This is a genomic window from Arthrobacter sp. DMZ02-1R, assembly GCF_057747935.1.
This window is the reverse complement of record NZ_CM173230.1, coordinates 2,239,440-2,263,693: the sequence shown is the minus strand read 5'-3', so window position 1 is coordinate 2,263,693 and position 24,254 is coordinate 2,239,440. Positions and strand designations below refer to the sequence as shown.

27 protein-coding genes are annotated in these 24,254 nt (G+C 62.8%); 11 read left to right on the top strand and 16 right to left on the bottom strand.

Annotated features, from left to right (window positions below):
* Nucleotides 1-121: 121 nt before the first annotated feature.
* The gene (locus AC3ANQ_RS11050; RefSeq protein WP_488305089.1) at nucleotides 122-628 is read right to left on the bottom strand and encodes a GNAT family N-acetyltransferase; all 507 of its coding nucleotides are present in this window, start codon (nucleotides 626-628) and stop codon (nucleotides 122-124) included.
* Nucleotides 629-894: 266 nt separating this feature from the next.
* Here AC3ANQ_RS11050 and AC3ANQ_RS11045 point away from each other — a divergent pair, with 266 nt between their 5' ends.
* Nucleotides 895-1,686 (top strand): alpha/beta fold hydrolase, encoded by a 792-nt coding sequence (locus AC3ANQ_RS11045; RefSeq protein ID WP_488305088.1) that lies wholly within the window; start codon nucleotides 895-897, stop codon nucleotides 1,684-1,686.
* A 397-nt stretch (nucleotides 1,687-2,083) separates the two neighbouring features.
* Here AC3ANQ_RS11045 and AC3ANQ_RS11040 read toward each other — a convergent pair whose 3' ends face one another.
* The 4 genes from AC3ANQ_RS11040 to AC3ANQ_RS11025 form a co-directional block, all read right to left on the bottom strand.
* Nucleotides 2,084-2,854 (bottom strand): YaaC family protein, encoded by a 771-nt coding sequence (locus tag AC3ANQ_RS11040; protein WP_488305087.1) that lies wholly within the window; start codon nucleotides 2,852-2,854, stop codon nucleotides 2,084-2,086.
* Between the two features lie 415 nt (nucleotides 2,855-3,269).
* The gene (locus AC3ANQ_RS11035; protein ID WP_488305086.1) at nucleotides 3,270-4,160 is read right to left on the bottom strand and encodes a TrmH family RNA methyltransferase; all 891 of its coding nucleotides are present in this window, start codon (nucleotides 4,158-4,160) and stop codon (nucleotides 3,270-3,272) included.
* 7 nt (nucleotides 4,161-4,167) lie between these two features.
* A complete protein-coding gene (locus AC3ANQ_RS11030; RefSeq protein WP_488305085.1) occupies nucleotides 4,168-4,953 on the bottom strand; it encodes a sulfite exporter TauE/SafE family protein in 786 nt (261 codons plus the stop codon).
* 19 nt (nucleotides 4,954-4,972) lie between these two features.
* Nucleotides 4,973-5,758, bottom strand: coding sequence for an ABC transporter ATP-binding protein (locus AC3ANQ_RS11025; protein WP_265977520.1), 786 nt, complete (start codon nucleotides 5,756-5,758; stop codon nucleotides 4,973-4,975).
* Nucleotides 5,759-5,883: 125 nt separating this feature from the next.
* Between AC3ANQ_RS11025 and serB the strand changes: the two genes are divergently transcribed.
* A complete protein-coding gene (gene serB, locus AC3ANQ_RS11020) occupies nucleotides 5,884-6,777 on the top strand; it encodes a phosphoserine phosphatase SerB (RefSeq protein WP_488305084.1) in 894 nt (297 codons plus the stop codon).
* A 70-nt stretch (nucleotides 6,778-6,847) separates the two neighbouring features.
* On the opposite strand, the gene AC3ANQ_RS11015 is transcribed toward serB, so the two are convergent.
* Nucleotides 6,848-7,597: an SDR family oxidoreductase gene (locus AC3ANQ_RS11015; RefSeq protein ID WP_488305083.1), complete on the bottom strand. Its 750-nt coding sequence runs from the start codon at nucleotides 7,595-7,597 to the stop codon at nucleotides 6,848-6,850.
* A gap of 148 nt (nucleotides 7,598-7,745) precedes the next feature.
* Nucleotides 7,746-8,471 carry a beta-ketoacyl-ACP reductase gene (locus tag AC3ANQ_RS11010; RefSeq protein ID WP_488305082.1) on the bottom strand — a complete coding sequence of 242 codons (726 nt, stop codon included), beginning with the start codon at nucleotides 8,469-8,471 and terminating at the stop codon, nucleotides 7,746-7,748.
* A 152-nt stretch (nucleotides 8,472-8,623) separates the two neighbouring features.
* Between AC3ANQ_RS11010 and AC3ANQ_RS11005 the strand changes: the two genes are divergently transcribed.
* The 5 genes from AC3ANQ_RS11005 (at nucleotide 8,624) to AC3ANQ_RS10985 (ending at nucleotide 11,256) form a co-directional block, all read left to right on the top strand.
* Nucleotides 8,624-9,142 carry a DUF3099 domain-containing protein gene (locus AC3ANQ_RS11005; protein ID WP_488305081.1) on the top strand — a complete coding sequence of 173 codons (519 nt, stop codon included), beginning with the start codon at nucleotides 8,624-8,626 and terminating at the stop codon, nucleotides 9,140-9,142.
* On the top strand, nucleotides 9,139-9,417 hold the full coding sequence (locus AC3ANQ_RS11000) for a hypothetical protein (protein WP_488305080.1): 279 nt from the start codon (nucleotides 9,139-9,141) through the stop codon (nucleotides 9,415-9,417). The genes AC3ANQ_RS11005 and AC3ANQ_RS11000 overlap by 4 nt, the downstream gene beginning before the upstream one ends.
* Entirely contained in the window at nucleotides 9,418-10,272 is an 855-nt protein-coding gene (locus AC3ANQ_RS10995) for an SURF1 family cytochrome oxidase biogenesis protein (RefSeq protein ID WP_488305079.1), read from the top strand.
* The gene (locus AC3ANQ_RS10990; protein ID WP_488305078.1) at nucleotides 10,256-10,741 is read left to right on the top strand and encodes a YbaK/EbsC family protein; all 486 of its coding nucleotides are present in this window, start codon (nucleotides 10,256-10,258) and stop codon (nucleotides 10,739-10,741) included. The genes AC3ANQ_RS10995 and AC3ANQ_RS10990 overlap by 17 nt, the downstream gene beginning before the upstream one ends.
* Before the next feature lie 71 nt (nucleotides 10,742-10,812).
* Nucleotides 10,813-11,256 (top strand): SRPBCC domain-containing protein, encoded by a 444-nt coding sequence (locus AC3ANQ_RS10985; protein ID WP_488305077.1) that lies wholly within the window; start codon nucleotides 10,813-10,815, stop codon nucleotides 11,254-11,256.
* Between the two features lie 25 nt (nucleotides 11,257-11,281).
* On the opposite strand, the gene AC3ANQ_RS10980 is transcribed toward AC3ANQ_RS10985, so the two are convergent.
* A complete protein-coding gene (locus tag AC3ANQ_RS10980) occupies nucleotides 11,282-12,880 on the bottom strand; it encodes an ABC-F family ATP-binding cassette domain-containing protein (protein ID WP_268021522.1) in 1,599 nt (532 codons plus the stop codon).
* A gap of 274 nt (nucleotides 12,881-13,154) precedes the next feature.
* Here AC3ANQ_RS10980 and AC3ANQ_RS10975 point away from each other — a divergent pair, with 274 nt between their 5' ends.
* From AC3ANQ_RS10975 to AC3ANQ_RS10960, 4 genes are all read left to right on the top strand, one after another.
* Nucleotides 13,155-13,916: a hypothetical protein gene (locus tag AC3ANQ_RS10975; RefSeq protein ID WP_488305076.1), complete on the top strand. Its 762-nt coding sequence runs from the start codon at nucleotides 13,155-13,157 to the stop codon at nucleotides 13,914-13,916.
* A gap of 160 nt (nucleotides 13,917-14,076) precedes the next feature.
* Nucleotides 14,077-14,691 (top strand): biotin transporter BioY, encoded by a 615-nt coding sequence (locus AC3ANQ_RS10970; protein WP_488305075.1) that lies wholly within the window; start codon nucleotides 14,077-14,079, stop codon nucleotides 14,689-14,691.
* 18 nt (nucleotides 14,692-14,709) lie between these two features.
* Entirely contained in the window at nucleotides 14,710-15,462 is a 753-nt protein-coding gene (locus AC3ANQ_RS10965; RefSeq protein ID WP_488305074.1) for an energy-coupling factor ABC transporter ATP-binding protein, read from the top strand.
* Nucleotides 15,459-16,082: an energy-coupling factor transporter transmembrane component T family protein gene (locus AC3ANQ_RS10960; protein ID WP_488305073.1), complete on the top strand. Its 624-nt coding sequence runs from the start codon at nucleotides 15,459-15,461 to the stop codon at nucleotides 16,080-16,082. The genes AC3ANQ_RS10965 and AC3ANQ_RS10960 overlap by 4 nt, the downstream gene beginning before the upstream one ends.
* On the opposite strand, the gene AC3ANQ_RS10955 is transcribed toward AC3ANQ_RS10960, so the two are convergent.
* From AC3ANQ_RS10955 to AC3ANQ_RS10920, 8 genes are all read right to left on the bottom strand, one after another.
* Nucleotides 16,079-17,296, bottom strand: coding sequence for a thiolase family protein (locus AC3ANQ_RS10955; protein ID WP_488305072.1), 1,218 nt, complete (start codon nucleotides 17,294-17,296; stop codon nucleotides 16,079-16,081). The two genes, AC3ANQ_RS10960 and AC3ANQ_RS10955, sit on opposite strands and share 4 nt — an antisense overlap.
* Nucleotides 17,289-18,710, bottom strand: coding sequence for a class I adenylate-forming enzyme family protein (locus tag AC3ANQ_RS10950; RefSeq protein WP_488305071.1), 1,422 nt, complete (start codon nucleotides 18,708-18,710; stop codon nucleotides 17,289-17,291). The genes AC3ANQ_RS10955 and AC3ANQ_RS10950 overlap by 8 nt, the downstream gene beginning before the upstream one ends.
* Nucleotides 18,711-18,983: 273 nt before the next feature.
* Entirely contained in the window at nucleotides 18,984-19,316 is a 333-nt protein-coding gene (locus AC3ANQ_RS10945; RefSeq protein ID WP_059389266.1) for a metal-sulfur cluster assembly factor, read from the bottom strand.
* 14 nt (nucleotides 19,317-19,330) lie between these two features.
* A complete protein-coding gene (gene sufC, locus AC3ANQ_RS10940) occupies nucleotides 19,331-20,125 on the bottom strand; it encodes a Fe-S cluster assembly ATPase SufC (RefSeq protein WP_265977540.1) in 795 nt (264 codons plus the stop codon).
* A gap of 38 nt (nucleotides 20,126-20,163) precedes the next feature.
* Nucleotides 20,164-20,520: a non-heme iron oxygenase ferredoxin subunit gene (locus tag AC3ANQ_RS10935; protein WP_059389267.1), complete on the bottom strand. Its 357-nt coding sequence runs from the start codon at nucleotides 20,518-20,520 to the stop codon at nucleotides 20,164-20,166.
* A 26-nt stretch (nucleotides 20,521-20,546) separates the two neighbouring features.
* Nucleotides 20,547-21,863, bottom strand: coding sequence for a Fe-S cluster assembly protein SufD (gene sufD / locus AC3ANQ_RS10930; RefSeq protein WP_488305070.1), 1,317 nt, complete (start codon nucleotides 21,861-21,863; stop codon nucleotides 20,547-20,549).
* A gap of 2 nt (nucleotides 21,864-21,865) precedes the next feature.
* On the bottom strand, nucleotides 21,866-23,341 hold the full coding sequence (gene sufB / locus AC3ANQ_RS10925) for a Fe-S cluster assembly protein SufB (RefSeq protein ID WP_395796829.1): 1,476 nt from the start codon (nucleotides 23,339-23,341) through the stop codon (nucleotides 21,866-21,868).
* 11 nt (nucleotides 23,342-23,352) lie between these two features.
* Nucleotides 23,353-24,171 (bottom strand): helix-turn-helix transcriptional regulator, encoded by an 819-nt coding sequence (locus tag AC3ANQ_RS10920; protein ID WP_488305069.1) that lies wholly within the window; start codon nucleotides 24,169-24,171, stop codon nucleotides 23,353-23,355.
* Nucleotides 24,172-24,254 lie beyond the last annotated feature (83 nt).

Genomic DNA, 24,254 nt, shown 5'->3' with positions numbered 1-24,254 from the left:
CCATCGCTCGATAGTTGCATGCCCTGACTTGGCTCACGGCAGATAGCAGATTCGGTGCTTGGTCGCTGAGAGCGCGGAACGTACGGCATCCTTGTGGCGGGTGAAGGATCGCTGGACCCTATCAGGGGCTGATCGTGTAGCGCCCGACTTCCCCTCGGTCTGTCATGACGATCCGGTCCAAAACGCCTCCACAGCGTTCGACAGTCTTCACCGAGGCAATGTTGTCCACAAAGCAGGCCAGCACAACTCGATTCATACTGCGGGCCTTCGCCAGGCACAGCATTTCCCGGAGCGCCGCAGCGGCGAGGCCGCGGCCTCTGGCGGACGGCCGGAGTCCATAGCCCACATGTCCCAGCACGTCCACGCCCTGTGCGGATTCGTGACGCAGAGCGATTCCCCCGAGGACCTCGCGGTCCTCGACGATCCACCGAAATGTGCCACCGTCGTCGCCAGGCGACGATTCCTTGTCGAAGAGCCGGTCGACGAACACACGGAATCCTTCCGACGATCGGACATCGTCGGTCTCCCCCAAACCGAAACCATCCTCATGGCGGCCGTCGCCCCATTCCTCGTGCGCCTCTAGCCACGCCGCATGCAGGGCAAGAGAAGGACGGACGAGCAAAGACATAGTCCAACGCTACCCGTCGACGAGCGGCACGGTGAACGATCCTTCACCGGACGCCTGCGCTTTGCGTCAGGGCCGCGCGCTTTGACCGCAGTACCGGTCAAGGCGCGCGGTACTTGCTGCCAGCAGTTCGCACAAAGGCCTCTTTGAACCCCCACGAGGGCGGAGTCTGGACTCTTTTACTGTGGCAGGGGGCTTTCGGTGCCGCTGTGTGCTGTTAGCGTTCAGTCACGCATTCTATTGAGCATGGGGCAGGGACCCCAATCTTGATGATCCATGGATTCTGCATGGATCATCACCTGTTGCTGGGCCTTGATCCCGTATTTGCCGTACAGGGACAGTGGAGGCGTGTTTACATTGATCTGCCGGGAATGGGTATGTCCGCAGCCGGGCCTGAGATTGATGGCGCTGCTGCCGTGGCAGGAGCCGTTGTCACATTCGCTCGGAAAACCTTCGGCGACGAAAGGTTCGCGGTCCTCGGAAACTCATTTGGTGGAATGATCGCCCGGTACATTGCTGCCGAGTTCGGTGACCAGGTACTGGGCCTCGCACTCCTTTGCCCGGTGGCAGTGGCAGAGCAAGGGGCGCGAACTGTGCCAACTCGAACCGTCATGCAAAAGGACCCGAACCTACTGTTGTCTTTGAACCCCGAGGATGCAGCGGCCTATGAGGCAATGGCGGTCGTCCAATCAAGGGAAAACTGGTCTCTATTCCGTGATTCCGTGTTGCCAGGATTGCGGATTTTTGACCAGGCCGTGTTCGAACGGATTAAGAGCAGCTATGCGCTCCGGATCGAACCTGAGCAGCGATCGTCCAAGTTTCAAGGCCCGACCGTGATCATCACCGGACGACAAGACCACGTCGTCGGGTTTCAGGACCAGATCGCGCTTTCAGACCACTACCTGCGGTCCACGGTTGCAGTTCTCGACCGAGCAGGCCACAACGCGCATCTTGATCAGCCGGGGATCACTGGCTCTGTCCTCGATGAGTGGCTTGTCCGGATGGAGAATTGGAAGCGAAGCGACTCGTCTAGCCTCGTTGTTGGCTTGCCTGTCGCCTGATTACTGGCTGGGTTTGGCGCCAACTAACTGGTTGGCGCGCCGTCCCGAATGAGGTGTCGACCCGCAAGAGCATCGGCTAACGGGCAGGGGGCGCGACAACCGGTCGTTATCGCGGGCGGTGTTCTCTTCTACTCGAGGCTAGCCCTTGATTGAATCATCCAGGCGCTTTATCACTCGTAGCCCAAGTTCTGGGACCGCTCGGAGGGCCTCCCGGGGGATGAATTCAACTGGTGCAGCGTGGGCTCTGGGTAGTACCGAGCCAAGCGTGACAGCGGGAACAGCACCGCCCACCAGAGCATGAACGGGTGAGCGGGCAGATCGGCTCCATCAAGTCTTGGGTATGCGTAGTACGCCGCGTGATAAGCGGACGCGCGATCCGGACCCTTTGCGCCCTCGGTCACGTTCCGGGGAACAGCAAGGCAAGTGTCAGAGAAGACCCATCGGTAGTTCTGACGTACGGGACCCTCTGATGATGCCCTTGTAGCCGCCATCCCGTCAGCGTTGGATAGGCGCTGAGGAAATCCTCGAGAAGTTTCCTTTCGTGGTCGATGACCTCGCCCTCGACCCGGTTGGGATCAGGAACAGCTATTTGCAGCCTGGTTGGGAGGCCTTGAAGATTGAAGTATTCCAGCTCATCGGAATGGGTGGAGACGTAGCCGGACGGATTGGGAACCCATTCAAGGCGTTTGAGGTTACCGCTTCCCGGCAACGGAAATCTCTCCCAGTAGGGCAGCAATGCCCAGAGGGCCCCGAGCGGAACCGGCTCTTCAACTGAAGACGCGTTCAACGCCCTGGCGACTGTTGGAAACGCCCCATTCGCCTCCCCGCAAATCTTGAGACTGGCCAAGCCTTGGGATGCTGCCCCTTGCAGTTCACCGTCACTGAGTCCGTGCCCACAGGGGCTGTACTCCTTTTTCGACAACAACGGGGAAGCAGCTGCGATCGCTCGTCGCATCTGCGACAGACCGTAGAAGAGCAGAATCGGCTGGGTAGCGGTCCCCACCCTTGAGGCGGTCGTAAACAGCTGCTCAGACTGCTCCAGCGCAGCGTCGAACGTTGCTCGCCGGTCGCCGCTTCCGGCCGATCCGACTTTCCTGGAGCGAAGTGCTCTCAGCTCCTGCCAAATTCGAGACAACGGTTCGGCGCCAAGCTCCGCATAAGAAACCATAAGCAAAGCCTAGGCTTTGCCCCGCCATGAGCAAGGTAGGAGGCTACCGACCGACTCGCCGAATCAACTTACATGAGCCGAACTGGGGTAGCGAGCCCAGGTGGCTGACAGTCTCTGACTGCGGGTCACTGGTTTCATACCGAGAATCGAGCCAGGGGCTAGATAACCAATGAGCTGACGAACGTTGCAACTAGGGGTGAGTCAGACGATGCAACAAACGCCAGCTGACGGCCCTAAACGTGCTGCTGACTAGGTGTATAACTCACCCTCTTTCTCAAGTTTGGTCAGGCCAGAGCTGAGCTGGTTCCGCCAGAGACCGCGGTCAGATGAGTCCAGTCCCCGATCTGTGACTGGCAGCCGACCCGGCCAAGGTCACGCTGACGAAGGCCCCTGAGGAGGACGGACATTCCATTCGTTACCTAGTCGCATAGAACGCCACAGCCGACGACGCAGCGACATTCAGCGAATCCACGCCGTTCATCATCGGAATCGTCACGCGCGCGTCGAGCAATCGATCGGTCTCAGGCTCCAGCCCATCGCCTTCGGTTCCGAAAACCAGCACCAGGTTTTGATGATCCTGGGCCACCAGCTCATCAAGAGTGATGGCTCCCTCCCCCAGAGACATGCCCGCCACGAAGTAGCCTGCTTCCTTCAACTGCTCGATACCCTCTGGCCACGATTCGATCCGCGTCCACGGCACCTGGAAAACTGTGCCCATGCTGACCCTGATCGAACGCCGGTACAACGGATCGGCACATTGCGGCGTCACCAGCACGGCATCGACGCCGATCGCTGCGGCGCTGCGAAAAACCGCACCTACATTCGTATGATCCGTAAGATTTTCCAGGATTGCGATCCTCGAACGCGTTCGTTTCTCAGGATCAACATCCGATATTTTGGAACACCTCACGTTCGTGTGGTCGACGATGTCTTCGAGGACGGCCACACGGTGCGCGCCCGCGAGGAGTTCTTCAAGGGGCACCGGGGCCGGGCGATGCATCGCTGCCATTGCACCTCTGTGTAAATGGAACCCCGTGATTTCTTCAAGCAGGGAGGCCTTGCCGATGTAGACCGGGACCTCGGGGAATTGTTGGAATACGTCGTCGAGGTCCTTCAGCCACTTCTCCGCCAGGAAGAAGGAGCGGGGCCGATGCCCGGCCGCGAGGGCACGCCGAAGCACTCGGGATGACTCGGCAATGTAGATGCCCTCCGCCGGCTCGCGGAGCTTGCGGAGATGCACATCCGTGAGTTGCGTGTAGTCAGCAACGCGCGGATCGTCGGCGGTTTCGAGGTAGTGGAAGGTCACCGGGTTCCTATTTCAGCAAGTTGGCGATCATGAAGCCGAGTGCCACGATGCCGAGCGCGAAAATCACAATGCGGAGGGCCAGAGGTTTCAGGCGCCGCCCCACTTTGGAGCCCACAAGACCCCCGATCAACGAACTGACGGCGATGATCGCGACGACGGGCCACTCGATCCGGCCGAAGGCGAACAAGAGGTAGGAGCACGCGGCCACCACGTTGACGGCCAACACCAGGATGTTCTTCATGGCGTTGGCGTTCTGGATGGTGCCCGTCATGAAAACACCCAGAATGCCGACGAGCAAGATGCCCTGGGCAGCGACGAAGTAGCCACCATAGACCCCGGCGAGGAATACCAGCACAACGAGGATCACGGTGTGCCGCTTGTCGTAGATGGCGTGCTCCGGGTTGCCGGCCCGGTCCTGGACCCACCGTTGGAGTTTGGGCTGGAAGAGCACCATGAGCAGCGCGACCACGATCAAGATCGGAGCGGCGTAGTAGAAGACCTTCTCCGGGAGGTGGAGCAACAGCCAGGCACCCGTGATGCCGCCAAGCAACGACGCCGGCAAGAGCCTGAGCAACTGCCTGCCCCGGCCCCTGAGTTCGTGGCGATAGCCCCACGCCCCTGTCACGTTGCCCGCGACAAGCCCCATGGCGCTGCTGATGGTCGCCGTGACAGGTGCGTAGCCCAGGGCAATGAGGACCGGGAACGTTACAAGCGTGCCCGAGCCGACCACGCTGTTGATGGTTCCGGCCCACAAGCCCGCGAAAAAGATCAGGATACCGCTAAGGATCTCCACTGCTTCTCGGTGCCCGTGCCTAGCGGCGGGCGGTGGCCGTGTAGCGACCGGAGTTCTCGGTCACGTCCAGGGGCAGGCCAAAGGTGTTACTGAGATGCTCTGCGGTCAGGACCTCCTCGATGGGTCCCGCGGCCACCACGCCGCCATCGCGGAGAAGCATGGCATGCGTAAATCCGGGCGGGACTTCCTCCAGGTGGTGCGTCACCAGAACCATGGCGGGAGCGTCCTCGTCGCGGGCGAGTTCGCCGAGTTTGTGGACCAGCTCTTCGCGGCCGCCAAGGTCCAGGCCCGCGGCCGGCTCGTCGAGTAGGAGTAGCTCAGGATCGGTCATGAGGGCCCGGGCAATCTGCACACGCTTGCGCTCACCTTCGGAGAGCGAGGAGAAGGACCGGTTCAGCAGCGGACCCATCCCCCATTCATTGAGAAGGCCGAAGGCGCGGCGCTCGTCGTCGCGCTCGTATCCTTCACGCCAGCGGCCGGTCACGCCGTAGGCAGCCGTGACCACCACGTTGAGCACCTTTTCGTGTTCCGGGATCTGGGTGGCCAAAGCTGCGGAGGAAAGACCGATGCGCGGACGGAGGTCGAAGACGTCAACCCGGCCGAGCGTCTCATCGAGGATCCCGGCTTTTCCACTGGTGGGATGCATCCGAGCGGCGGCGATCTGGAGCAGGGTGGTCTTGCCTGCGCCGTTGGGACCGAGGATGACCCAGCGTTCGCCTTCATTGACCTGCCAGTCAACTTTGTCCAGCAGGGTCTTGGTACCTCGGACAACGCTGACGGAAGCCAATTCCAGAACATCACTCATAGGAGTAGACACTAGGACAAAAATGGGGGTGATAGATAACCGAAACTACGGTCACACCGTTTGCGCGTCGCATCGAATGAAACAGGAATTCGGGCGGTGCTTCCACGCTGGATAAGATTGCAGCCATGAGTTCGAACTTGACCGCAGTCAGCTATGGCGTGAATTTGTCCCCCTCGGAGCTTGAACGCCTGCGCGAGGTACTGTCCGGCTCGGGGGCTTCCTTCACGTCTGAGTCCCGTTCGGGGGACGATCGCTTTGGGGTGTACACCATTGGCCTGGCCGTTGATGGAGCTACTGCCGCTGACTTGTCCGGCATCCGGCGCCAGGTGGCAGATGCCGCGGCTCCCGGCATGGACACCGCAATCGTGGCCGACGCCCTGCGTGATGCCTCCCGCAAGATGCTGATCATGGACGTCGATTCCACCCTGATCCAGCAGGAAGTCATCGAACTGCTTGCTGCACACGCCGGCAAGCGCGAGGAAGTAGCCGCCGTCACTGAGGCCGCGATGCGTGGCGAATTGGACTTCGCGCAAAGCCTGCATGCCCGGGTGGCAGTGCTGGCAGGCCTGCCGGCCGCCGTCGTCGACGCCGTCCGTGCCGAGGTCCGCTTGAGCGAAGGTGCAGCGGAACTCGTCGCTGCGTTCAAAGCCGCGGGCCATGCGGTGGCGGTGGTGTCAGGCGGCTTCAACCAGATCCTGCAACCTATCGCGGAGGAACTCGGGCTGGACTACTGGATCGCAAATGAACTCGAGATCGTTGACGGCTTCCTGACGGGCAAGGTCCTCGGCGACGTGATCGACCGTGCGGCCAAGGAGAAGTACCTTCGCGAGTGGGCGGCCGCCGAAGGGATCGACCTGGAGCACACCATCGCCGTGGGCGACGGCGCGAACGACCTCGACATGCTGGGCGCGGCGGGCATCGGTGTCGCGTTCAACGCCAAGCCCGCCGTCCGGGCGGTCGCCGACGCCGCCATCAACATGCCCTACCTCGACGCGGTCCGGCATATCGCCGGCGTCTGATCCGAATTCACGAGCGATCGAAGAAGCGGCCGGGACAATGTCCCGGCCGCTTCTTCGTGTTTGAAATCTATCAGGCGCTCTTGCCGAAGTAGTCGGCGCCGCCGACATACTCGGTGTGGCCACTCTCGACGTCGGCCGTGACCATCTTTGCCACCTCGGCAGCGAATTCCTCCACGGAATACAGCTTGCCGGCCTCGGCACGGCGGGCCTCAATGGCGCCCGGGTTGGAGCGGTCCAGCAAGGTAGCCGTTACGGTGCCCTCGATCATGTCGCCGGAAACCACAACGAGGGAGATGCCCTTGTCGGCCAGGCTCGGGAGCAATTCGCGCAATGCGTCTTCACCGGCGCGCTTGCTGCGGGCGACCGGCTCGTACTCGGGCATCGTGGGAACGGTCTCGACGAAATGCGCCTGGTGGCTGGTGACGAAGACCACTCGGGAGCCTTCCGGCATCAGCGGAACTGCTGCGTTGAGCATGTTGATCTGGGCGTCACGGTTCAGCTTGAGGGCGTAGTCCTCTTCCATGCCGGATTCCATGCCGCCGGAAGCGTTGAGCACCAAGACGTTCAGCGAACCGAATTCCTCCATGGCGGCGCTCGCCAGTGCCTGGACGCCTTCCTGGGTGGTCAGGTCCGCGCCGACGGCGACAGCGCGGCCACCGGCTGCTTGGATCTCGCCTACAACCTTGTTGGCCCGTGGGGCCTTCTGGCGGTAGTTGACGACGACGGCAGCGCCCTCGCCGGCCAGGATCTTGGCTACTTCAGCGCCGATGCCGCGTGAAGAACCGGTGACGATTGCCGTCTTGTTGTCCAGCAGTCCCATTCGTGCTCCTTTGTTTAAAACATCCAAGTTCTATTAGTCCTGAGTCAATCATGCCAGCGGACTTCCCCATTCCGTCTGTGGATTCCCCACAAGAAGCAGTGGAGGTGTTTTGCGCTTTCGCCAACACCCTGCCGCCGCAAGGAAGGACCTAGTGGCCCATACCCAAGCCGCCGTCCACCGGGATAACTGCTCCGGAAATGTAAGCGGCCTCGTCGCTTGCAAGCCAACGGACTACGTTGGCGACCTCGGACGCTTCGGCGAAGCGGCCGGCTGGAACACTGGCCAAGTAGGCCTTCTGGGTATCTTCAGGAAGCTCGGCGGTCATGTCGGTGTTGATGAAGCCTGGGGCCACTACGTTTGCCGTGATGCCGCGGCTGCCAAGTTCGCGGGTCAGGGAACGGGCGATCCCCACCATGCCCGCCTTCGAGGCCGAGTAATTGATCTGCCCCGGGGCGCCGTAGAGACCCGAGACGGAGGAGATCAGCACGATGCGTCCCTTGCGAAGGCGGATCATGCCTTTGGACGCCCGCTTGATGGCACGGAAGGCCCCGGTCAGGTTGGTGTCGATGACCGAGGTGAAGTCGTCCTCGCTCATGCGCAAGAGAAGCGTGTCCTTGGTGATCCCTGCGTTGGCCACCAAGACCTCAACGGGACCGTGGGCAGCCTCAACTTCCTTGAATGCCGCGTCAAGGGAAGCCTCGTCCGTCACATCGGCTTTGACGCCGAGGATGCCTTCGGGAAGGGGCGTTTCGCTGCGGTAGGTCACTGCAACTTTGTCGCCGTTGGCCAGGAATGACTCTGCGATTGCCAGGCCGATGCCGCGGTTTCCGCCCGTGATGAGGACACTGCGGGCGGTTGATACTGCTTCAGACATGCTGTTCTCCAGAGTTCCGCGGCAGCACAGTGCCGCTTGAAAAAGGGTGAATCCTGGATCGATCTTAGCCGCCGGGAGCCCTCTGCTGCGGGTGGCTGCCCTCGGCGCGGTTTGGGCGGCCGGTTCCATGGTGAGAGAATTAAGGGAAGCCGTTGGAGCGTGATGAATCAGCCGTGACAAGAGATAGCAGTCCCCTGCAGCAGGCGCCCGGGGACCCGGACGCCGTTTCGGGTGACCCCATGGTGCACAGCATTACCGATGCCGCCTCTTCCCATTCGGACGACATGCGCGACCGAATGATCAAGTACGCGGTGGCCATGGGTATTCGTATGGTGTGCATCATCCTCATTTTCGTGGTTGATGGCTGGTTCAAGATCATCGCCGTTGCCGGGGCCGTGTTCCTGCCTTGGATTGCTGTTGTGATCGCCAACGGCAGCGACAAGGCCGAAATCCACAGCGATGCTTTATTGGATTACGTGCCGGCGGTCGAGCTGGAAGCGTCATCTGAGGCAGAACCGGAGTCGCCCCCGGCGACTGTGACGGTGTTGGAAGGTGAACTGATCGACGACGATGCCACGCACCAGGAAGATTCCCGCCCGGAAACGGAAGGCATCGTCGGCAGCGGCAAGCTCATATATCCGCATACCGGGGAAGAACAGGCGGCTTCATGAACATCTTCACAATGGGCGGCTCTGGTCTGGAGAATGAGCAGCAGGTTGGTCATCGCGGGTCACCCGCAGCGGTGTGCTCTCGCAAGGCCTGCCGGGCAGAGGCCACGTGGCAGCTCTTGTGGAACAACCCGCGTATCCACACTCCTGATCGCCGCAAGGTGTGGCTTTCCTGCCAGGAGCACCGGGAATGGTTGGAGGACTACCTGCAGACCCGCGGCCTGTGGAAAGAGACGATACCCTTCGATAAGACCACAGACCCAGGCGAGGCCCGCTGAATGTACCGCTTTCTTTTTTCCAGCAAGTGGCTGGGCTACTTCGTTCTGGCCGTGATCTTTGCTGCGGGCTGTGTTTTCCTGGGTCGCTGGCAAATGGATCGCCGAGCCGAAACGTTGGCGGAAATCAACCGTGTTGTCAGTAACTATTCAGCCACTCCCCTTCCGTTCTCCGCCGCCAAGGCGGAGTTCCTGTCCTTGGACCCGGAGCGGGAATGGACGCAGGTGGAGCTGCGCGGAAGCTATGACGTGGCGGGCCAACGCGTTGTGCGCAACCGGCCTCTCAACGGCCAGCCCGGATACGAGGTGGTGGTCCCGTTCCGTTTGACGAGCGGCGAGGCCGTGGTGGTTGATCGCGGGTGGCTGCCCATCGGAAACAAGACTCCCGGCCACCCTGACAGCATCCCGGCCCCGCCGGCCGGCGAGGTTACCGTCGTCGCGCGCTTGAAGGCCTCGGAACCGAAGCTGGACCGCGGCGCCGTCGACGGCCAACTGGCATCCATCGATCTGCATTCCTACGCCGCAGAGCTTGGCTACCCCATCTTGACCGGGGCCTATGGGCAGTTGGCCACGGAATCGCCTGCTGTCCAGCAAATGCCCGCACCGTTCCCCAAGCCGGCCACGGACGAGGGCACCCACCTGTCCTATTCCCTGCAGTGGTTTGCCTTCGGCGTGCTGATGTTCGTCGGCTTTGGCTATGCGGCAAGGCAACAGGCCCGGAATGCCCGGATTGATGCCGAAGACGAGGAAGAAGAAATCAGTGCGATGCCTCGTCGCAAGGCCCCCGCGCCACGGAAGTCAAAGCGGCCAACGGCCGAAGAAGAGGAAGACGCGATCCTGGATGCCCAAGGCTACTGAGGAGATCCCCTCCCCCGTCCTGAACGTGAAGTCCGCGTTGACCGCGGCCGGTGCCCCGGACACGGTGCGGACTTTCGACGACGACGTCCCGACAGCCGCTGCCGCCGCGGCCCTGCTGGGCTGCGATGTAGCGGCGATCGCCAACAGCTTGGTCTTCGAGCTCGACGGCGCGCCCCTGCTGATTCTCGCGAGCGGAGCCGCGAAGGTGGACACAGCCTTGGTGGCGGCAACCTTGGGTACCGCAAGGATCCGCCGGGCAAGCCCGGACTTCGTCCTGGAGCACACCGGCCAGGCTGTGGGTGGCGTGGCCCCCGTCGGCCACCCACAGCCCATACGCACGATCCTCGACATATCCCTCCAGGAGCATCCGCTCCTTTGGGCAGGCGCGGGCGACCATAACTCGATGTTTTCCATCAGCTACAGCGAGCTCCAACGGATTACGGCCGCGCAGCCCTTGCCGGTCCGCTGAGTTGCAGGTCCGCTGGGCTCTTGATCCGACGGACGGTTGATCCGCTGCCGCCTGCGGCTAGGCTGGTTGGCATGGCTGAATACACGTACGTCACGTACATCGAAGGAACCCCGGACCGGATCTGGACGGCGTTGACGGATGCCGCCCAGACCGCTGAATACTGGGGCCACGCCAATGTCTCGGACTGGAAAGCAGGTTCGCGCTGGGAGCACCAACGCACGGATGGTTCCGGTACCGCGGACGTCGTAGGCACGGTCCTGGAGGCAACGCCGCCGGTGCGGCTCGTGAACACCTGGGAAGATCCGACGGCTCCCGAAGTTGGCAAGCCGGACGTGGTCACGTTCACCATTGAGTCGCATGACGACATTGCCAGGCTTACCGTCCACCACAGGAACATCGCCGACGACGAGCAACTAGCCATTGCGAGCCGAGGTTGGTCGGCCGTGCTGTCCAATCTGAAGAGCTACATCGAACTCGGCCGGCCCCTTGCTTCCGCGCCGTGGGATATGCCCTGAGGCGGTCCCCTAAGCGCGGGTGATCCTAAGCGAGGGTGATGAGGTCCAGGTAGTCTTCGTTCCAGTGGTCCTCGACGCCGTCCGGGAGCAAGACCACGCGTTCCGGGTTCAACGCCTCCACAGCGCCTTCATCGTGGCTGACGAGCACGACGGCGCCCGAATAGTTTCGCAGAGCGCCCAGGATCTCCGCGCGGCTGGCGGGGTCAAGGTTGTTGGTGGGCTCATCCAGAAGCAGCACGTTGGCGCTCGAGGCCACAATCGTGGCCAGGGCCAGTCGCGTCTTCTCACCACCGGAAAGCACGCCTGCCGGCTTGTCGACGTCGTCGCCCGAGAACAGGAACGAGCCGAGGATCCCACGGACCTCAGCGTCCTTCATGTCCGGGGCGGATGAACGCATGTTCTCCAGGACAGTGCGATCGTGGTCAAGGGTTTCGTGCTCCTGGGCGTAGTAGCCCACCTTGAGGCCATGGCCCGGGACGATTTCGCCGGTGTCCGGCTTGTCGACTCCAGCAAGCATGCGCAGGAGAGTGGTCTTGCCGGCGCCGTTGAGGCCCAGGATGACCACCTTGGAACCGCGGTCGATTGCGAGGTCCACATCCGTGAAGATTTCCAGGGAGCCGTAGGACTTGCTCAAGCCTTCAGCCGTGAGCGGAGTCTTGCCACAGGGAGCTGGATCCGGGAACCGCAGGGCTGCCACGCGGTCATGCTCACGGACTGCTTCCAGGCCGCCAAGCAGCCGCTCTGCACGCTTTGCCATGTTCTGCGCTGCCACGGCCTTGGTGGCTTTGGCGCGCATCTTGTTGGCCTGGTCCATGAGGACCTGGGCCTTCTTCTCGGCATTGGCGCGCTCGCGCTTGCGGGCACGTTCGTCAGTTTCACGCTGTTGCAGGTAGCGCTTCCAGCCCATGTTGTAGAAATCGATCTGGGCCCGGTTGGCGTCCAGGTGGTAGACCTTGTTCACCGTGGCCTCGAGGAGCTCCACGTCGTGGCTGATCACAATCAGCCCGCCTTGGTGGCCCTTGAGGAAGTCGCGGAGCCACGTGATGGAGTCGGCATCGAGGTGGTTGGTGGGTTCGTCCAGGAGGAGGGTTTCGGCGTCGGAGTAGAGGATCCGGGCCAGCTCCACGCGGCGACGCTGGCCACCGGAGAGTGTCTTGAGCGGCTGGTTCAGGAGGCGCTCGGGAAGGGCCAGGTTGGAGGAAATAGCCGCGGCTTCGGCCTCGGCGGCATATCCGCCTCCTGCGAGGAACTCGGCTTCCAGGCGATCGTAGCGGTTCATGGCCTTGCGCTGGATGGTGGCGTCTTCGCTGGACATGTCCGTTTGGGCCTGTTTCAGCTTGCCCACCACCACGTCGAGTCCGCGGGCGGAAAGTATCCGGTCGCGTGCGAGCTGTTCCATGTCTGGGGTCCGCGGATCCTGGGGCAAGTAGCCAATCTCACCACTGCGGGCAACCTTGCCTGCCGCAGGCAGTCCCTCGCCGGCCAGGACGCGGGTGAGAGTGGTCTTGCCCGCACCGTTCCGGCCGACCAGGCCGATCTTGTCCCCCTTGTCCACGCGGAAGCTGACCTGATCCATGAGCAGGCGGGCGCCGGCGCGCAGTTCGAGTTCCTGGACGGTAATCAATTCGGGGGATGCCTTTCAATGGGGAACACCCGCTGCACCAGAGGTCAAGGCGCGGCTGAAGTGGAGGGGCCGAACAAACGGCCTTTACGATTCTACCGCCCGCCGGGTCTAACCCTCGCCAGCGCTAAGGCTGACCACGCATGAACCTGAATTAGTAAGTACCCTTGCTACGATTTTTGAGGCGTGGTTAGGTGAAGTTAGGACCCGGTAGGGAGCGCCGGCATTGCGGGGTTCCGAAGGTGAGTCCGATTGGACAATTGCGAGGGAGCTCTCCATGAGCAGTGCAACAGGATCCGATGGCAAGCACGTCCGAGCCGACCGCGGCCAGGATGGAATCCCGGACGCCGTCGAACCACGGCGTGACGGCGTTGACGATGTACCCGGAAACAACCCTGGCTACGTTGACGACACGAGCAGCTATCCAGTTGTCCCCGCGGCTACCGATCCAAGTGCCGCCACCCGTGAGACCGTTATTGCCCGCGAAAAGGAACGCTTCGGCGGAATCAAGATTGGCTCCGCCTTCTTCGGCTGGCTGACCGCCACGGGGATGGCCGTGCTACTAGTGGCCCTCCTCGCAGCGGCGGGAATCGCTGTTGGACTTGCAAACAACGCAAACGTCAGTGATGCGGTGAATCTAGGGACATCGCAGACTGTGGGGATCGCGGGGATCATCGCGCTCCTGGTGATCCTGTTCGTTTCCTATTATTGTGGCGGCTACGTCGCCGGACGAATGGCCCGGTTCAACGGCGTCAGGCAGGGGTTCATGGTCTGGCTTTGGGCAATTGTTGTTGCCGTCCTCGTCGCGCTGCTGGGCTTGGTCGCCGGACAGCGGTTCAATATCCTCGCCAACGTGAACAGCTTCCCGAGGATTCCCGTGAATGAGGGACAGTTGAGCACAACCGGGATCATCGCCGCCGTCGTCGTGGCAGCGGTGACCTTGGTCGCTGCGGTACTGGGCGGACTGGCCGGCATGCATTACCACCGCAAGGTGGACCGCGCGGGCTTCACCCCAACGGAAGAGGACGTCGAGGCTTAGCCAGAAGCGGCTCAGGCCGCAAACAGCACCGTCCTTTGTACCTTGACCCCAAGGCCTCGCAGCGCTGCTCGTGGACACCCTACAAAATGGGGCATCTGGCCGCTCTGTAGTGTCGGTTTCAGTGGATTCATTCCGCCCCCGGCACCAGACAGGACACACCATGAGCAGCACCGAAGCAGCAGCTACCCGACGAACCTCCCCACGCACCCGCTGGACGTCCACTGACATCGGCCTCATCGCGGTATTCGCGGCCTTGGTGGCCGCGTCCACCATGATTCCTGGCATCCCGGTTGGCGCCCTGGGTGTCCCGATCACCCTGCAGACGCTTGCCGTGTTGCTGACCGGCCTCGTGCTCGGCAGCGGCCGGGCTTTTGCCGCCGTCGGGCTTTATACCCTGCTTGGTTTCGCCGGACTGCCGATCTTCAGCGGAGGCCGCAGCGGACTTGGCATCTTGGCGACACCATCAGCCGGTTACATCATCGCCTTCCCGCTGGCTGCCGCTGCCGCCGGCTGGCTCGCGGCTCGAGTGATTCGCAAGACCGTCAAGTACCGTGCAGTGCTCCTCTTCGCATCGGCCATGGTCAGCACCATCGTCCTCATCCACGGCCTCGGCGTGCTTGGCTTCATGATCAATGGCAAGTTCGACTTCGCCAAGGCATTCCTGGCCGATCTGCCCTACTACCCCGGCGATACCATCAAGAACGTCCTGGCTGCGATCATCGCCGTCGCCCTCCACAAGGCATTCCCGGACATCCTGGTCCGGCGCGTCAAGTAGAGCGGGAACAATCAGTACATGAACACCATCGTTCTGAGCGAAGTCTCCGTGCGTGTGGCCGTCGATGGCAGCCCCACGCCCAAGACCTTGCTGCGGGACGTCTCGTTGGAACTTACCGAGCAGAGGATCGCCGTCATTGGCGCCAATGGCTCGGGAAAATCCACTTTGCTGCGCTTGCTCAACGGTTTGGTGGCTCCGAGCGAAGGGGCCGTCACCGTCAACGGCGCGGACAGCATGGGAGACGTTCGCCACGTCCGCAGCCAAGTGGGTTTTGTCTTCACGGATCCTTTGTCTCAGCTTGTCATGCCGACGGGCCGGGAAGATGTTGAACTGTCATTGCGGCGTTCCATCAAGAACTCCAAGGAGCGTGCGGCGCGGGCCGAAGCTGTCCTGGACCGGTTCGGCCTCCTGAAACTCGCCGATCAGAGCATCTACGAACTCTCCGGTGGAGAACGCCAGTTGCTCGCCCTCGCCGCCGTCCTCGCGGTGAATCCCTCTGTCCTGGTTCTCGATGAGCCATCAACGCTGTTGGACCTCCGTAATCGGGAGCTGCTCCGGCGCACGCTTGCGGGCCTCGAGCAGCAAATCATCATGTCCACCCACGATCTCGACCTCGCGCTGGAAGCGGAGCGCGCCCTGGTGGTGGACGGCGGACGGATAGTGTTCGACGGTGGAGCAGCCGGCGCCGTCGAACATTACCGTGCGTTGTGCGCCGGGACGGTCGCGCCGACGGAACCCGAATCCCTCCATGGCAAGGTGCGGGCGACGTGACGGGCCGCGGGATCCTGATCCCCAACTATGTGCGGGGTGAATCGATCGTCCACCGTACGCCCTTGTGGCTGAAGTTCCTGCTGGTAGCGGGCTGCGGCATGGCATCGTTCCTGATTGTCGACTGGCTCGTCTCAGCGGTGGTCCTGGCGGTGATGTGCGGGCTCTTCCTGCTGAGCGGCGCAGGGTTCAAACGGCTCGTGCATTCCGTGTGGCTGGTGGCGCCGATCCTTCTTGTCATCGGCGCCTTCCAATGGTGGCAGCTGGGTGGCCCCGTCGCCGCGCGGATCGTCCTCAATGTGCTCGTTTGCGTGGTCGCGGCGTCCGTCCTCACGGCCACGACTCCGGTGCAGGCATTGCTGGACGGAGTAGTGGCACTGTCCAAGCCGTTCAAGCGTTTCGGGGCAGACCCGGAGCGCTTTGCGCTGACCATAGCCATCATGCTGCGCAGCCTTCCGTTCATCACCGGCGCATTCTCCGATGTCCGTGACTCGGCCCGCGCGCGGGGGCTGGAACGCAATCCCCGCGCCCTGATCCTTCCGGTGTTCATCACCACCGTGGCTTATGCGCGGCAGACCGGCGATGCCCTGGCGGCACGTGGCCTGGGTGACCCGGAGGACTAGTCGCCCTGCAGAAAGGCGTACCGGAACATCGCCGCCGTACCCATTCCACCTGCGATGCTGACCATCGCCAGCGCCAGGCTCTCCCGGTCTGGCTGCTCTTCGGCAATCCTGCGGGCTTGCGCCAGAAGTCGCGTGACCAAAACCGCCCCCGACGCACCATAGCCGTGCCCCAGCGCCAGGGCCCCGCCGTCGAGGTTCGCCCGCTCCGGGTCCACACCCAGCGCGTCAAGGCAGGCGAGGGTCTGCGAGGCAAATGCCTCGTTGAATTCCACCAAGTCGAGTTTCTCCGGCGCAATCTCAAGCGCCGCCAGCAGTCGTTTGGCCGCTACCGAAGCCCCGATACCCAGCAGTTCCGGGTCCACCCCTGCGGTATCGCACCCCAGCACGAGCAGGCCGTCGTCGGCGCCAAGTTGCCTGGCGCGCTCCAGTGAAGTGATCACGACGGCGGAGGCCGCGTCAGCGTCGAAGCACGAGTTTCCGGCCGTAACAGTGCCTCCCGGCACGAACGCGGCCGGGAAGCGCGCCATGAGTCCGGCCCTCAGCGATGCCCGGGGACCGTCGTCGGCGTGGACCACGGCACCCCCTGCTTCCAAGGGAACAATTTCCGGGACGAACGCGCCGGCTACGCTGGCCGCGACGGCGCGCTGATGGCTGCGCAAGGCGAAATCGTCCTGACGGACGCGGCTGATGCCACACTCCCGTGCCACGTTCTCGGCAGCCACCCCCATATCCGGGTCCCCGAACTCGGGCGGCACAAAAGTGGCGCGCGTGTAGAAGTCCGGTTCTCCGTCGGGGCCTGGACTCCGCCTGGCTCGCAGCGGTGCTGTGCTGATGCTCTCCACTCCCCCGGCCAAATAGACTCCATTTCCGCCGGCGGCCACCAGCCGCGACGCCAGGGCAATGGCATCGAGTCCGGAACCACACTGCCTGTCCACGGTCAGGCCGGGAACCTCCACCGGGAGTCCCGCTTGCAGGGCGGCGTAGCGGGCCAGGTTGCCGCCGCCGCCCACCGCATTGCCGATCACGACGTCTATGACGTCCGAGGCGGAAACACCCGTGGATGTCAGCAATGAACGCAGGACCGGGGCCAGGAGATCCTCGGCCCGGAGCGACTTCAGTTGTCCGTTGGCACGGCAGACCGGCGTCCGCAGGGCGGCAATGATCACGGGCTGACGGGAGGGATCCAGGCCCGTGCCCGGCTCGCGGCTAAGCAAGGGGTTTTGCCCGGGGATCGTTGTTCTTAATCCAGTCCAGCAGGATCTGGCGGCTGACTTTTCCGCGGTCCGTCACAGGCAATTCGGACAGGGTGAAGTACTGCAGGGGCCGCTTATCCCGGGCGAGCAAACCATCCAGCCCCGTCCTCACCTGAGTCGCCGTTACCGAGCCGTAGGCGGGGAGGATTCCTGCCACGACCCGCTGGCCGCGAATGTCGTCGACCATTCCCGCAGCGACAGCCGCCGAAACTCCGGGGACACACGCCAACGCGAGTTCCACCTCGTGGGGATAGACGTTCCTCCCAGACGTGATGATCATGTCCGATCGGCGGCCCAGGATATGCAGGACACCGGCATCCAAGTAGCCCTGGTCACCCACCGTGTACCAACCGTCAAAGCAGCGCAGCGCCTGCCCGTCGTCGCCCCACAGGTATCCGTTGCTGACCATGCCGCTGCGGACACAGATGTTGCCGTCGGCCCCTTCGGGCTGCTCCGCGCCGTCGTCGTCCATGATCTTGAGTTCGACGCCGGGAAACGGTCCGCCGATGCCAGTGCCCCCGGCGTCGAGAAGCTCCCCTGCGGAAAGGCGCGTTCCGGAAACGAAACTGAGCTCCGAAGCGCCGTAATACTCGAAGATTGCAGCATTCGGCGCCCACCGCCTGGCCGCCTCCAACGTGCGGGCATCCAGCTTCGAACCCGCGCAGATGATGCTCCCCACCCCCGATGCGTCCACACCTCCAGCCAGTCCGCGCTCGCTCAAGAGGCGCAGCATGGTGGGCGCCAAGACCAGACGGGTAACGCCGTCGTGACTGATGGCAGCGTGGGCATCGCCGACGTCGAAGGTCTCCAAGGTATGGAAGGCCGCCCCGGCATAGAGGCACTCAGACAGGGCATAGAGGTTCAGGCTCGCGGCCAGCGGACCGGGGGCCAGCGTTTTGTCCTCGGGAGTCAGTCCGAAAAATTCGATGGAGGCCTCAAACGAGACCTGCCACGAGCGCCGTGAACGGGTGAAGGCTTTGGGGACGGACGTGGTTCCAGAGGTCAGGCCGACCAGGAACGTGGTGTCGGGATGGCCGTCTGCCAGCTCGTCGCCGTCGGCAGGCTCCCGGCCGGTAGCCGACGCTTGGGCGGGCCCGGCTTGTCCAATCCTCTGGGCGACCTCGTCGATCATGGTCTGCGGCCAGAGAGGGTCGAGCACGGCACAGCACCGCCCGCCCGCCACGGCGGCCGCGTAGGCCACCACGAAGTCCACGGAATTGGGCTCGGCGAGTATCGTCGTCTCGGCAGTCTCTTTCAGACGCAGGGTCGCGGCGTCTCGAAGGTCAGCCCAGTTGAGCCGTTTGCCGCCCACGACGACGGCGGCGTCGTCAGGGCGTTCATCGGCCCAGAGCTGAAGTTTGTCCAGAAAAGGCATCATTGAATTTTAGCCTCTGGCGCGGGTCCGCGGCTTTCTGTGACGCCACAAGTTCGGTGTGGCCCAGCCTTAAGCGCACTCGACGAGAGTACGACGGCGGCCGGTCACCTTCCAGGGAAGGTGACCGGCCGCCGTCGTACTCGTCGTAAGCAGGGGCCTCCGCCGCCTGTGCCCACGCTGCCGAGGGTCCCAAAACGAGCGTGCGAGTTTTGGGAGGCAGCGGGGAAGGTTCCCTGGCCGAAGCGAAGCGAGGCTAGGGAGGCGGTGGGGACCTTAGATGTTGAAGCCGAGGGCCCGCATCTGGTCTTTGCCGTCGTCGGTGATCCGCTCGGGACCCCATGGCGGCATCCATACCCAGTTGAGCCGCCAGTCGTCCACGATGCCGTCGAGCGATTGGCCAACCTGCTCTTCAAGGACATCCGTCAGCGGACAAGCTGCGGTGGTCAACGTCATGTCGATGAGCAGCGCGCCGTCCTCCTCCGAGTACTTCAGACCGTAGAGCAGCCCAAGGTCCACCACGTTGACACCGAGTTCCGGGTCAATGACATCCTTGAGCGCCTCCTCGACGTCCTCGAGGCTGGTGCGAGCCGCGTTGATTTCGGTCATGGCGGGAGTCCTAACTAGGCCTGTGCCGCTGCGGCAGCAGCAATGGTGGCTGCGCCGGCGCCCGTGGCGTAACGGTCGTAGCCTTCTTCTTCGAGGCGGTCGGCCAATTCCGGGCCGCCCTCTTCGACAACCTGGCCATCAACAAACACGTGGACGAAGTCCGGCTTGATGTAGCGCAGGATGCGGGTGTAGTGGGTGATGAGCAAGGTACCCATGTTTCCCGTGGCGTGGGCGCGGTTGACGCCCTCGGAGACGACCTTGAGCGCGTCGACATCCAGGCCGGAGTCGGTCTCGTCAAGCACGGCGAACTTCGGCTTGAAGAGTTCGAGCTGGAGGATCTCCACGCGCTTCTTCTCGCCACCGGAGAAGCCTTCGTTGACGTTGCGCTGAGCGAAGTCGGCGTCGATGCGCAGCAGCTGCATGGCTGCCTTGACGTCCTTGGTCCAGGTGCGGAGGGCGGGTGCTACGCCATCGATTGCCGTTTTGGCGGTGCGCAGGAAGTTGGTCATGGTGACACCCGGAACCTCTACGGGGTACTGCATGGCCAGGAAAACGCCTGCACGGGCGCGCTGGTCAACGCTCATGGCCAGGACGTCTTCGCCGTCGAGCGTGATGGTGCCCCTTGTGACGTTGTAGCGCGGGTGGCCGGCAATGGTGGACGCCAAGGTGGACTTGCCCGAACCGTTGGGGCCCATGATTGCGTGGGTCTCGCCGGTTTTGATGGTCAGGCTGACGCCCTTCAGGATCTCCTTGGTGCCCTGCTCCGTCTCGATGCTGACGTGCAGGTCCTTGATCTCAAGAGTAGACATGCTCTTCTTTCTTTCGTAAGTCTTTAGGCACTTGGCGCTCAGTAGTTCTGTACTGAGGCGCCGTTCACAACGTTGGTCACGTCCACGTAGACATCGTCACCGTCGAGGGTGACGGCGAAGACGGGGACGGGGTCATAGGCAGGGAGCTGCAAGGGCTGCCCGGTGCGGAGATCGAACTGGGAGCCGTGGCCCCAGCATTCGATAGCGCAACCTTCGATTTCGCCCTCGGCGAGCGAAATATCCGCGTGCGAGCAGGTGTCGCCGATGGCGTGGATCTCGCCCATCGAGTCCTTGACGATGGCCACGGGGTAGTCATCGATCAGGATGCGCAGCGCCTGCTTGACCTGGATCTCATTGGCGTTGCATACCAGTTCGCCTTGTGGCTGATCGCTCATAATCTGTTTTCCCTGCTTGGCTTGTATTAGTTGTCGCTCGCGGCGAGCTCACGCTCGACAGCTTCGGTCAGGCGCTCTTCGAGTGCCGGTACCTTGATCTGCTGGATGATCTCATTGAGGAAGCCACGGACCACCAAACGGCGGGCGACGTCTTCCGGGATGCCGCGTGCCATGAGGTAGAACAAGTGTTCGTCATCGAAGCGGCCGGTGGCGCTGGCATGGCCGGCACCCTCGATCAGGCCGGTTTCGATTTCGAGGTTCGGCACGGAGTCCGCGCGTGCACCGTCCGTGAGGACCAGGTTGCGGTTGGCCTCGTAAGAGTCGGTGCCTTCTGCTTCCTTGCGGATCAGGACGTCGCCCACCCACACGGTGTGTGCGTTGCGGCCCTGCAGGGCGCCCTTGTACAGCACGCGGGACTTGCAGTTGGCCACGGCGTGGTCAACGAAAAGCCGCTGTTCGAGGTGCTGCCCGGCGTCGGCGAAGTACAAGCCGAACATCTCGACGTCGGCGCCCGGCGCGGTGAAGCGGGTCGAAGGTGTCACTCGGACAACGTCGCCGCCGAGGCTAACCACGATGTGCTTGAATTTCGCGTCGCGGCCGATCTTGGCCTGCTGCGAGGAGGCGTGCACGGCGTCGTCGTTCCATTCCTGGAGCGAAATAACCGTGAGCTCCGCGCCGTCCTCCACGAGGATTTCAACGTTCTCGGACACGACGGCGCTGCCTTGGTGGTCAAGGACGACCACAGCCTTGGAGAATCGCTCCGCCACGATCAGGATGTGCTGTGCGGAAGCTTCAGTTGAGGTGCCGGTAAGCAGGACTGACACTTCGCCGTCGAGCCGGAGCTCGGCGGGCACCGTAATGACGGTGGCCTCGGTGAAGTTCTCCCACGCGTTGGCGGACACGCGGTCCTCCGGAATGGCCGCCGAACCGATGCGGTGGTCTTCCCGGCCCACGGTTTCGACGACGACGCCGTCCGGGGCCGTAACAGACACAGACGGTGCCGAACCGGACAGGACCTCGTTGTGAAGGCCGCGAAGCCGCTTGAGGGGGGTGAAGCGCCAGTCTTCCTCCAGGCCGGTGAGGGGCTTGAAGTCAGCCAGCTTGTACGAGGTAAGCCGACCTGCGCGCGAACTGTCCGGAACGCCGACGCCGCCACCGTGGGAGTGGCTCTTGGCCGAGGCTCCAGCAAGCGGACCGGCCGAAGGCGCCCGTTCCGACGTCGTGGAGGTGTTGGTTCCAGTGTTGACCGGCGAGAGGTTCTCGCCCTCCTCGGTGAAGCCGTTGATAAATGGGTGTGCCGACGGCGCGCCGATGCGAGCCTTTTCAGTAGTGATTTCAGTCATTGCTAACCGACGGATCCTTCCATCTGCAGTTCAATCAGGCGGTTGAGTTCAAGGGCGTATTCCATGGGCAACTCACGGGCAATCGGCTCAATGAAGCCGCGCACGATCATGGCCATGGCCTCGTCCTCGGGCATACCGCGTGACATCAGATAGAAGAGCTGCTCCTCACTGACTCTGGAAACGGTGGCCTCGTGACCCATCACCACGTCATCCTCGCGGATGTCGATGTAGGGATAGGTGTCGGAACGGGAAATGGTGTCTACCAACAAGGCATCGCAACGCACGGTGTTGGCGGAGTGCTTGGCACCTTCGCGGACCTGGACCAAGCCGCGGTATGCTGCACGACCGCCGCCGCGGGCCACGGACTTGGAAATGATGGAGCTCTTGGTGTTCGGCGCGATGTGGACCATCTTGGAACCGGTGTCCTGGTGCTGGCCTTCGCCCGCGAAGGCGATGGACAGAGTCTCACCCTTGGCGTGCTCGCCAACCAGGTAGACAGCCGGGTACTTCATGGTCACCTTGGAGCCGATGTTGCCATCGATCCATTCCATGGTGGCGCCTTCTTCGCAGATGGCGCGCTTGGTGACCAGGTTGTACACGTTGGTGGACCAGTTCTGGATGGTCGTGTAGCGGACGCGGGCGCCCTTCTTCACGATGATTTCCACCACGGCGGAATGCAGCGAGTCCGAAGTGTAGATCGGAGCGGTGCAGCCTTCGATGTAGTGGACGTAGGAGTCCTCGTCCGCAATGATCAGGGTGCGCTCAAACTGGCCCATGTTTTCCGTGTTGATGCGGAAATAGGCCTGCAGCGGGATGTCCACGTGGACGCCCTTGGGGACGTACACGAAGGAACCGCCGGACCACACGGCCGTGTTCAGCGACGCGAACTTGTTGTCGCCCACCGGAATGATGGTGCCGAAGTACTCCTGGAAGATCTCCGGGTGCTCGCGAAGCGCGGTGTCGGTGTCCAGGAAGATGACGCCCTGTGCTTCCAGGTCCTCGCGGATCTGGTGGTACACAACCTCGGACTCGTACTGTGCGGCCACGCCGGACACGAGGCGGCTGCGCTCGGCTTCCGGGATACCCAGCTTCTCGTAGGTGTTGCGGATGTCCTCGGGGAGGTCTTCCCACGTGGCAGCCTGCTTCTCGGTGGAGCGCACGAAGTACTTGATGTTGTCGAAGTCGATGCCCGAGAGGTCCGCACCCCAAGTGGGCATGGGCTTGCGGTCGAAGTACTTCAAACCCTTCAGGCGGAGGTCCAGCATCCATTGCGGCTCGCTCTTCTTGGCCGAAATGTCGCGGACTACCTCTTCGTTGAGACCACGGCGTGCGTTGGCGCCGACGTCGTTCTTGTCAGCCCATCCGTACTCGTAGTTGCCAATACCGTGCAGCTCGGGATTCTTCTCCAGAATCTCCGAGATCACAGCACCGTCAGCTAGCGCTTTCTCTGCTGTTCCTTCAGCTAATTGACCCGTCATCACGGCCTTTCTTACTGATTGTTGGATTCGACATGGGGCGTGGCCCGCAGCTTGGGAAACCCGAGGGCCTCCTTGGCGGCTGGCCTGCCGGTAGGAATGTGGGTTGTGCAGACGTGTCCGCCCTGCGCGAGGGTGGAGAGCCTGCGGACATCGACGCCGACCAAACGGGAAAAAAATTCGGTCTCAGTGTCGCAAAAAACGGGAAATTCCGCGGCGAGCTGCTGGATGGGGCAATGGCCCTGGCACAGCTGGACGCTCGAGAGGGAAGCGGGCAAAGGCGCCTTGGTCTCAATCGACGCAGCCGACGCGACGTATCCGTCCCTGCTCAGCGCCTTGGACAGCGCCACAGCGCGGGCCGCAATGTCGGAACCCGCCAGGTCGACTTCGGGTGCGTATCGCTCTTCCATCTCGGCGAAGCGCTCTGCTGCATAGTCCCTCACAGCTTCTTCGCCGGCGAGGTCCCGGAGCCTCCGCAACGCGGAACTGGCAATGTTCAGGTAGTCATCCCCGAGATTCGACTGCCCTTGGGAGCTGAGGACATAGCGACGGGCCGGCCGGCCTGCGCCGGCACCCGCCTTCGCGACGCGTTTTACCTCGATGACCCCGGCGCGCTGAAGGTGATCCAGGTGGCGGCGGACAGCTGCAGGGGTGAAGCCGAGCATGTCGCCAAGTTCAGCCGCGCTAACAGGGCCGTGCTCCAACACCGCGTTGAGAACACGGTCCCGGGTGCGGTCTTCCGCGTCAGCCACGCCAACGGCTGTGCCGCCGGGCACAGGCACGACCGCGCTATGCCTTGCGGGCACGGAAACAGAACTCCTCATGGAATACACAACACAATCATGTCGTAATTTAGTCCGCGCATCCAGTAAGGCAAGGCTGGCCTGCGGCACCTTGCCCGTTGCACCCCTACTAC

Bases quoted from the DNA above. Each gene is read 5' to 3' on its own strand.
- AC3ANQ_RS10950 (WP_488305071.1), bottom strand. From the start codon at position 18,710: ATGCCTTTTCTGGACAAACTTCAGCTCTGGGCCGATGAACGCCCTGAC.
- serB (WP_488305084.1), top strand. From the start codon at position 5,884: ATGAGTTCGAACTTGACCGCAGTCAGCTATGGCGTGAATTTGTCCCCC.
- AC3ANQ_RS10935 (WP_059389267.1), bottom strand. From the start codon at position 20,520: ATGAGCGATCAGCCACAAGGCGAACTGGTATGCAACGCCAATGAGATC.
- AC3ANQ_RS11040 (WP_488305087.1), bottom strand. From the start codon at position 2,854: ATGGTTTCTTATGCGGAGCTTGGCGCCGAACCGTTGTCTCGAATTTGG.
- AC3ANQ_RS10975 (WP_488305076.1), top strand. From the start codon at position 13,155: ATGAGCAGTGCAACAGGATCCGATGGCAAGCACGTCCGAGCCGACCGC.
- sufD (WP_488305070.1), bottom strand. From the start codon at position 21,863: ATGACTGAAATCACTACTGAAAAGGCTCGCATCGGCGCGCCGTCGGCA.
- sufC (WP_265977540.1), bottom strand. From the start codon at position 20,125: ATGTCTACTCTTGAGATCAAGGACCTGCACGTCAGCATCGAGACGGAG.
- AC3ANQ_RS10995 (WP_488305079.1), top strand. From the start codon at position 9,418: ATGTACCGCTTTCTTTTTTCCAGCAAGTGGCTGGGCTACTTCGTTCTG.
- AC3ANQ_RS10945 (WP_059389266.1), bottom strand. From the start codon at position 19,316: ATGACCGAAATCAACGCGGCTCGCACCAGCCTCGAGGACGTCGAGGAG.
- AC3ANQ_RS11010 (WP_488305082.1), bottom strand. From the start codon at position 8,471: ATGTCTGAAGCAGTATCAACCGCCCGCAGTGTCCTCATCACGGGCGGA.
- AC3ANQ_RS11000 (WP_488305080.1), top strand. From the start codon at position 9,139: ATGAACATCTTCACAATGGGCGGCTCTGGTCTGGAGAATGAGCAGCAG.
- AC3ANQ_RS10985 (WP_488305077.1), top strand. From the start codon at position 10,813: ATGGCTGAATACACGTACGTCACGTACATCGAAGGAACCCCGGACCGG.
- AC3ANQ_RS11050 (WP_488305089.1), bottom strand. From the start codon at position 628: ATGTCTTTGCTCGTCCGTCCTTCTCTTGCCCTGCATGCGGCGTGGCTA.
- AC3ANQ_RS11045 (WP_488305088.1), top strand. From the start codon at position 895: ATGATCCATGGATTCTGCATGGATCATCACCTGTTGCTGGGCCTTGAT.
- AC3ANQ_RS11025 (WP_265977520.1), bottom strand. From the start codon at position 5,758: ATGAGTGATGTTCTGGAATTGGCTTCCGTCAGCGTTGTCCGAGGTACC.
- AC3ANQ_RS10990 (WP_488305078.1), top strand. From the start codon at position 10,256: ATGCCCAAGGCTACTGAGGAGATCCCCTCCCCCGTCCTGAACGTGAAG.
- AC3ANQ_RS10965 (WP_488305074.1), top strand. From the start codon at position 14,710: ATGAACACCATCGTTCTGAGCGAAGTCTCCGTGCGTGTGGCCGTCGAT.
- AC3ANQ_RS11015 (WP_488305083.1), bottom strand. From the start codon at position 7,597: ATGGGACTGCTGGACAACAAGACGGCAATCGTCACCGGTTCTTCACGC.
- sufB (WP_395796829.1), bottom strand. From the start codon at position 23,341: ATGACGGGTCAATTAGCTGAAGGAACAGCAGAGAAAGCGCTAGCTGAC.
- AC3ANQ_RS10970 (WP_488305075.1), top strand. From the start codon at position 14,077: ATGAGCAGCACCGAAGCAGCAGCTACCCGACGAACCTCCCCACGCACC.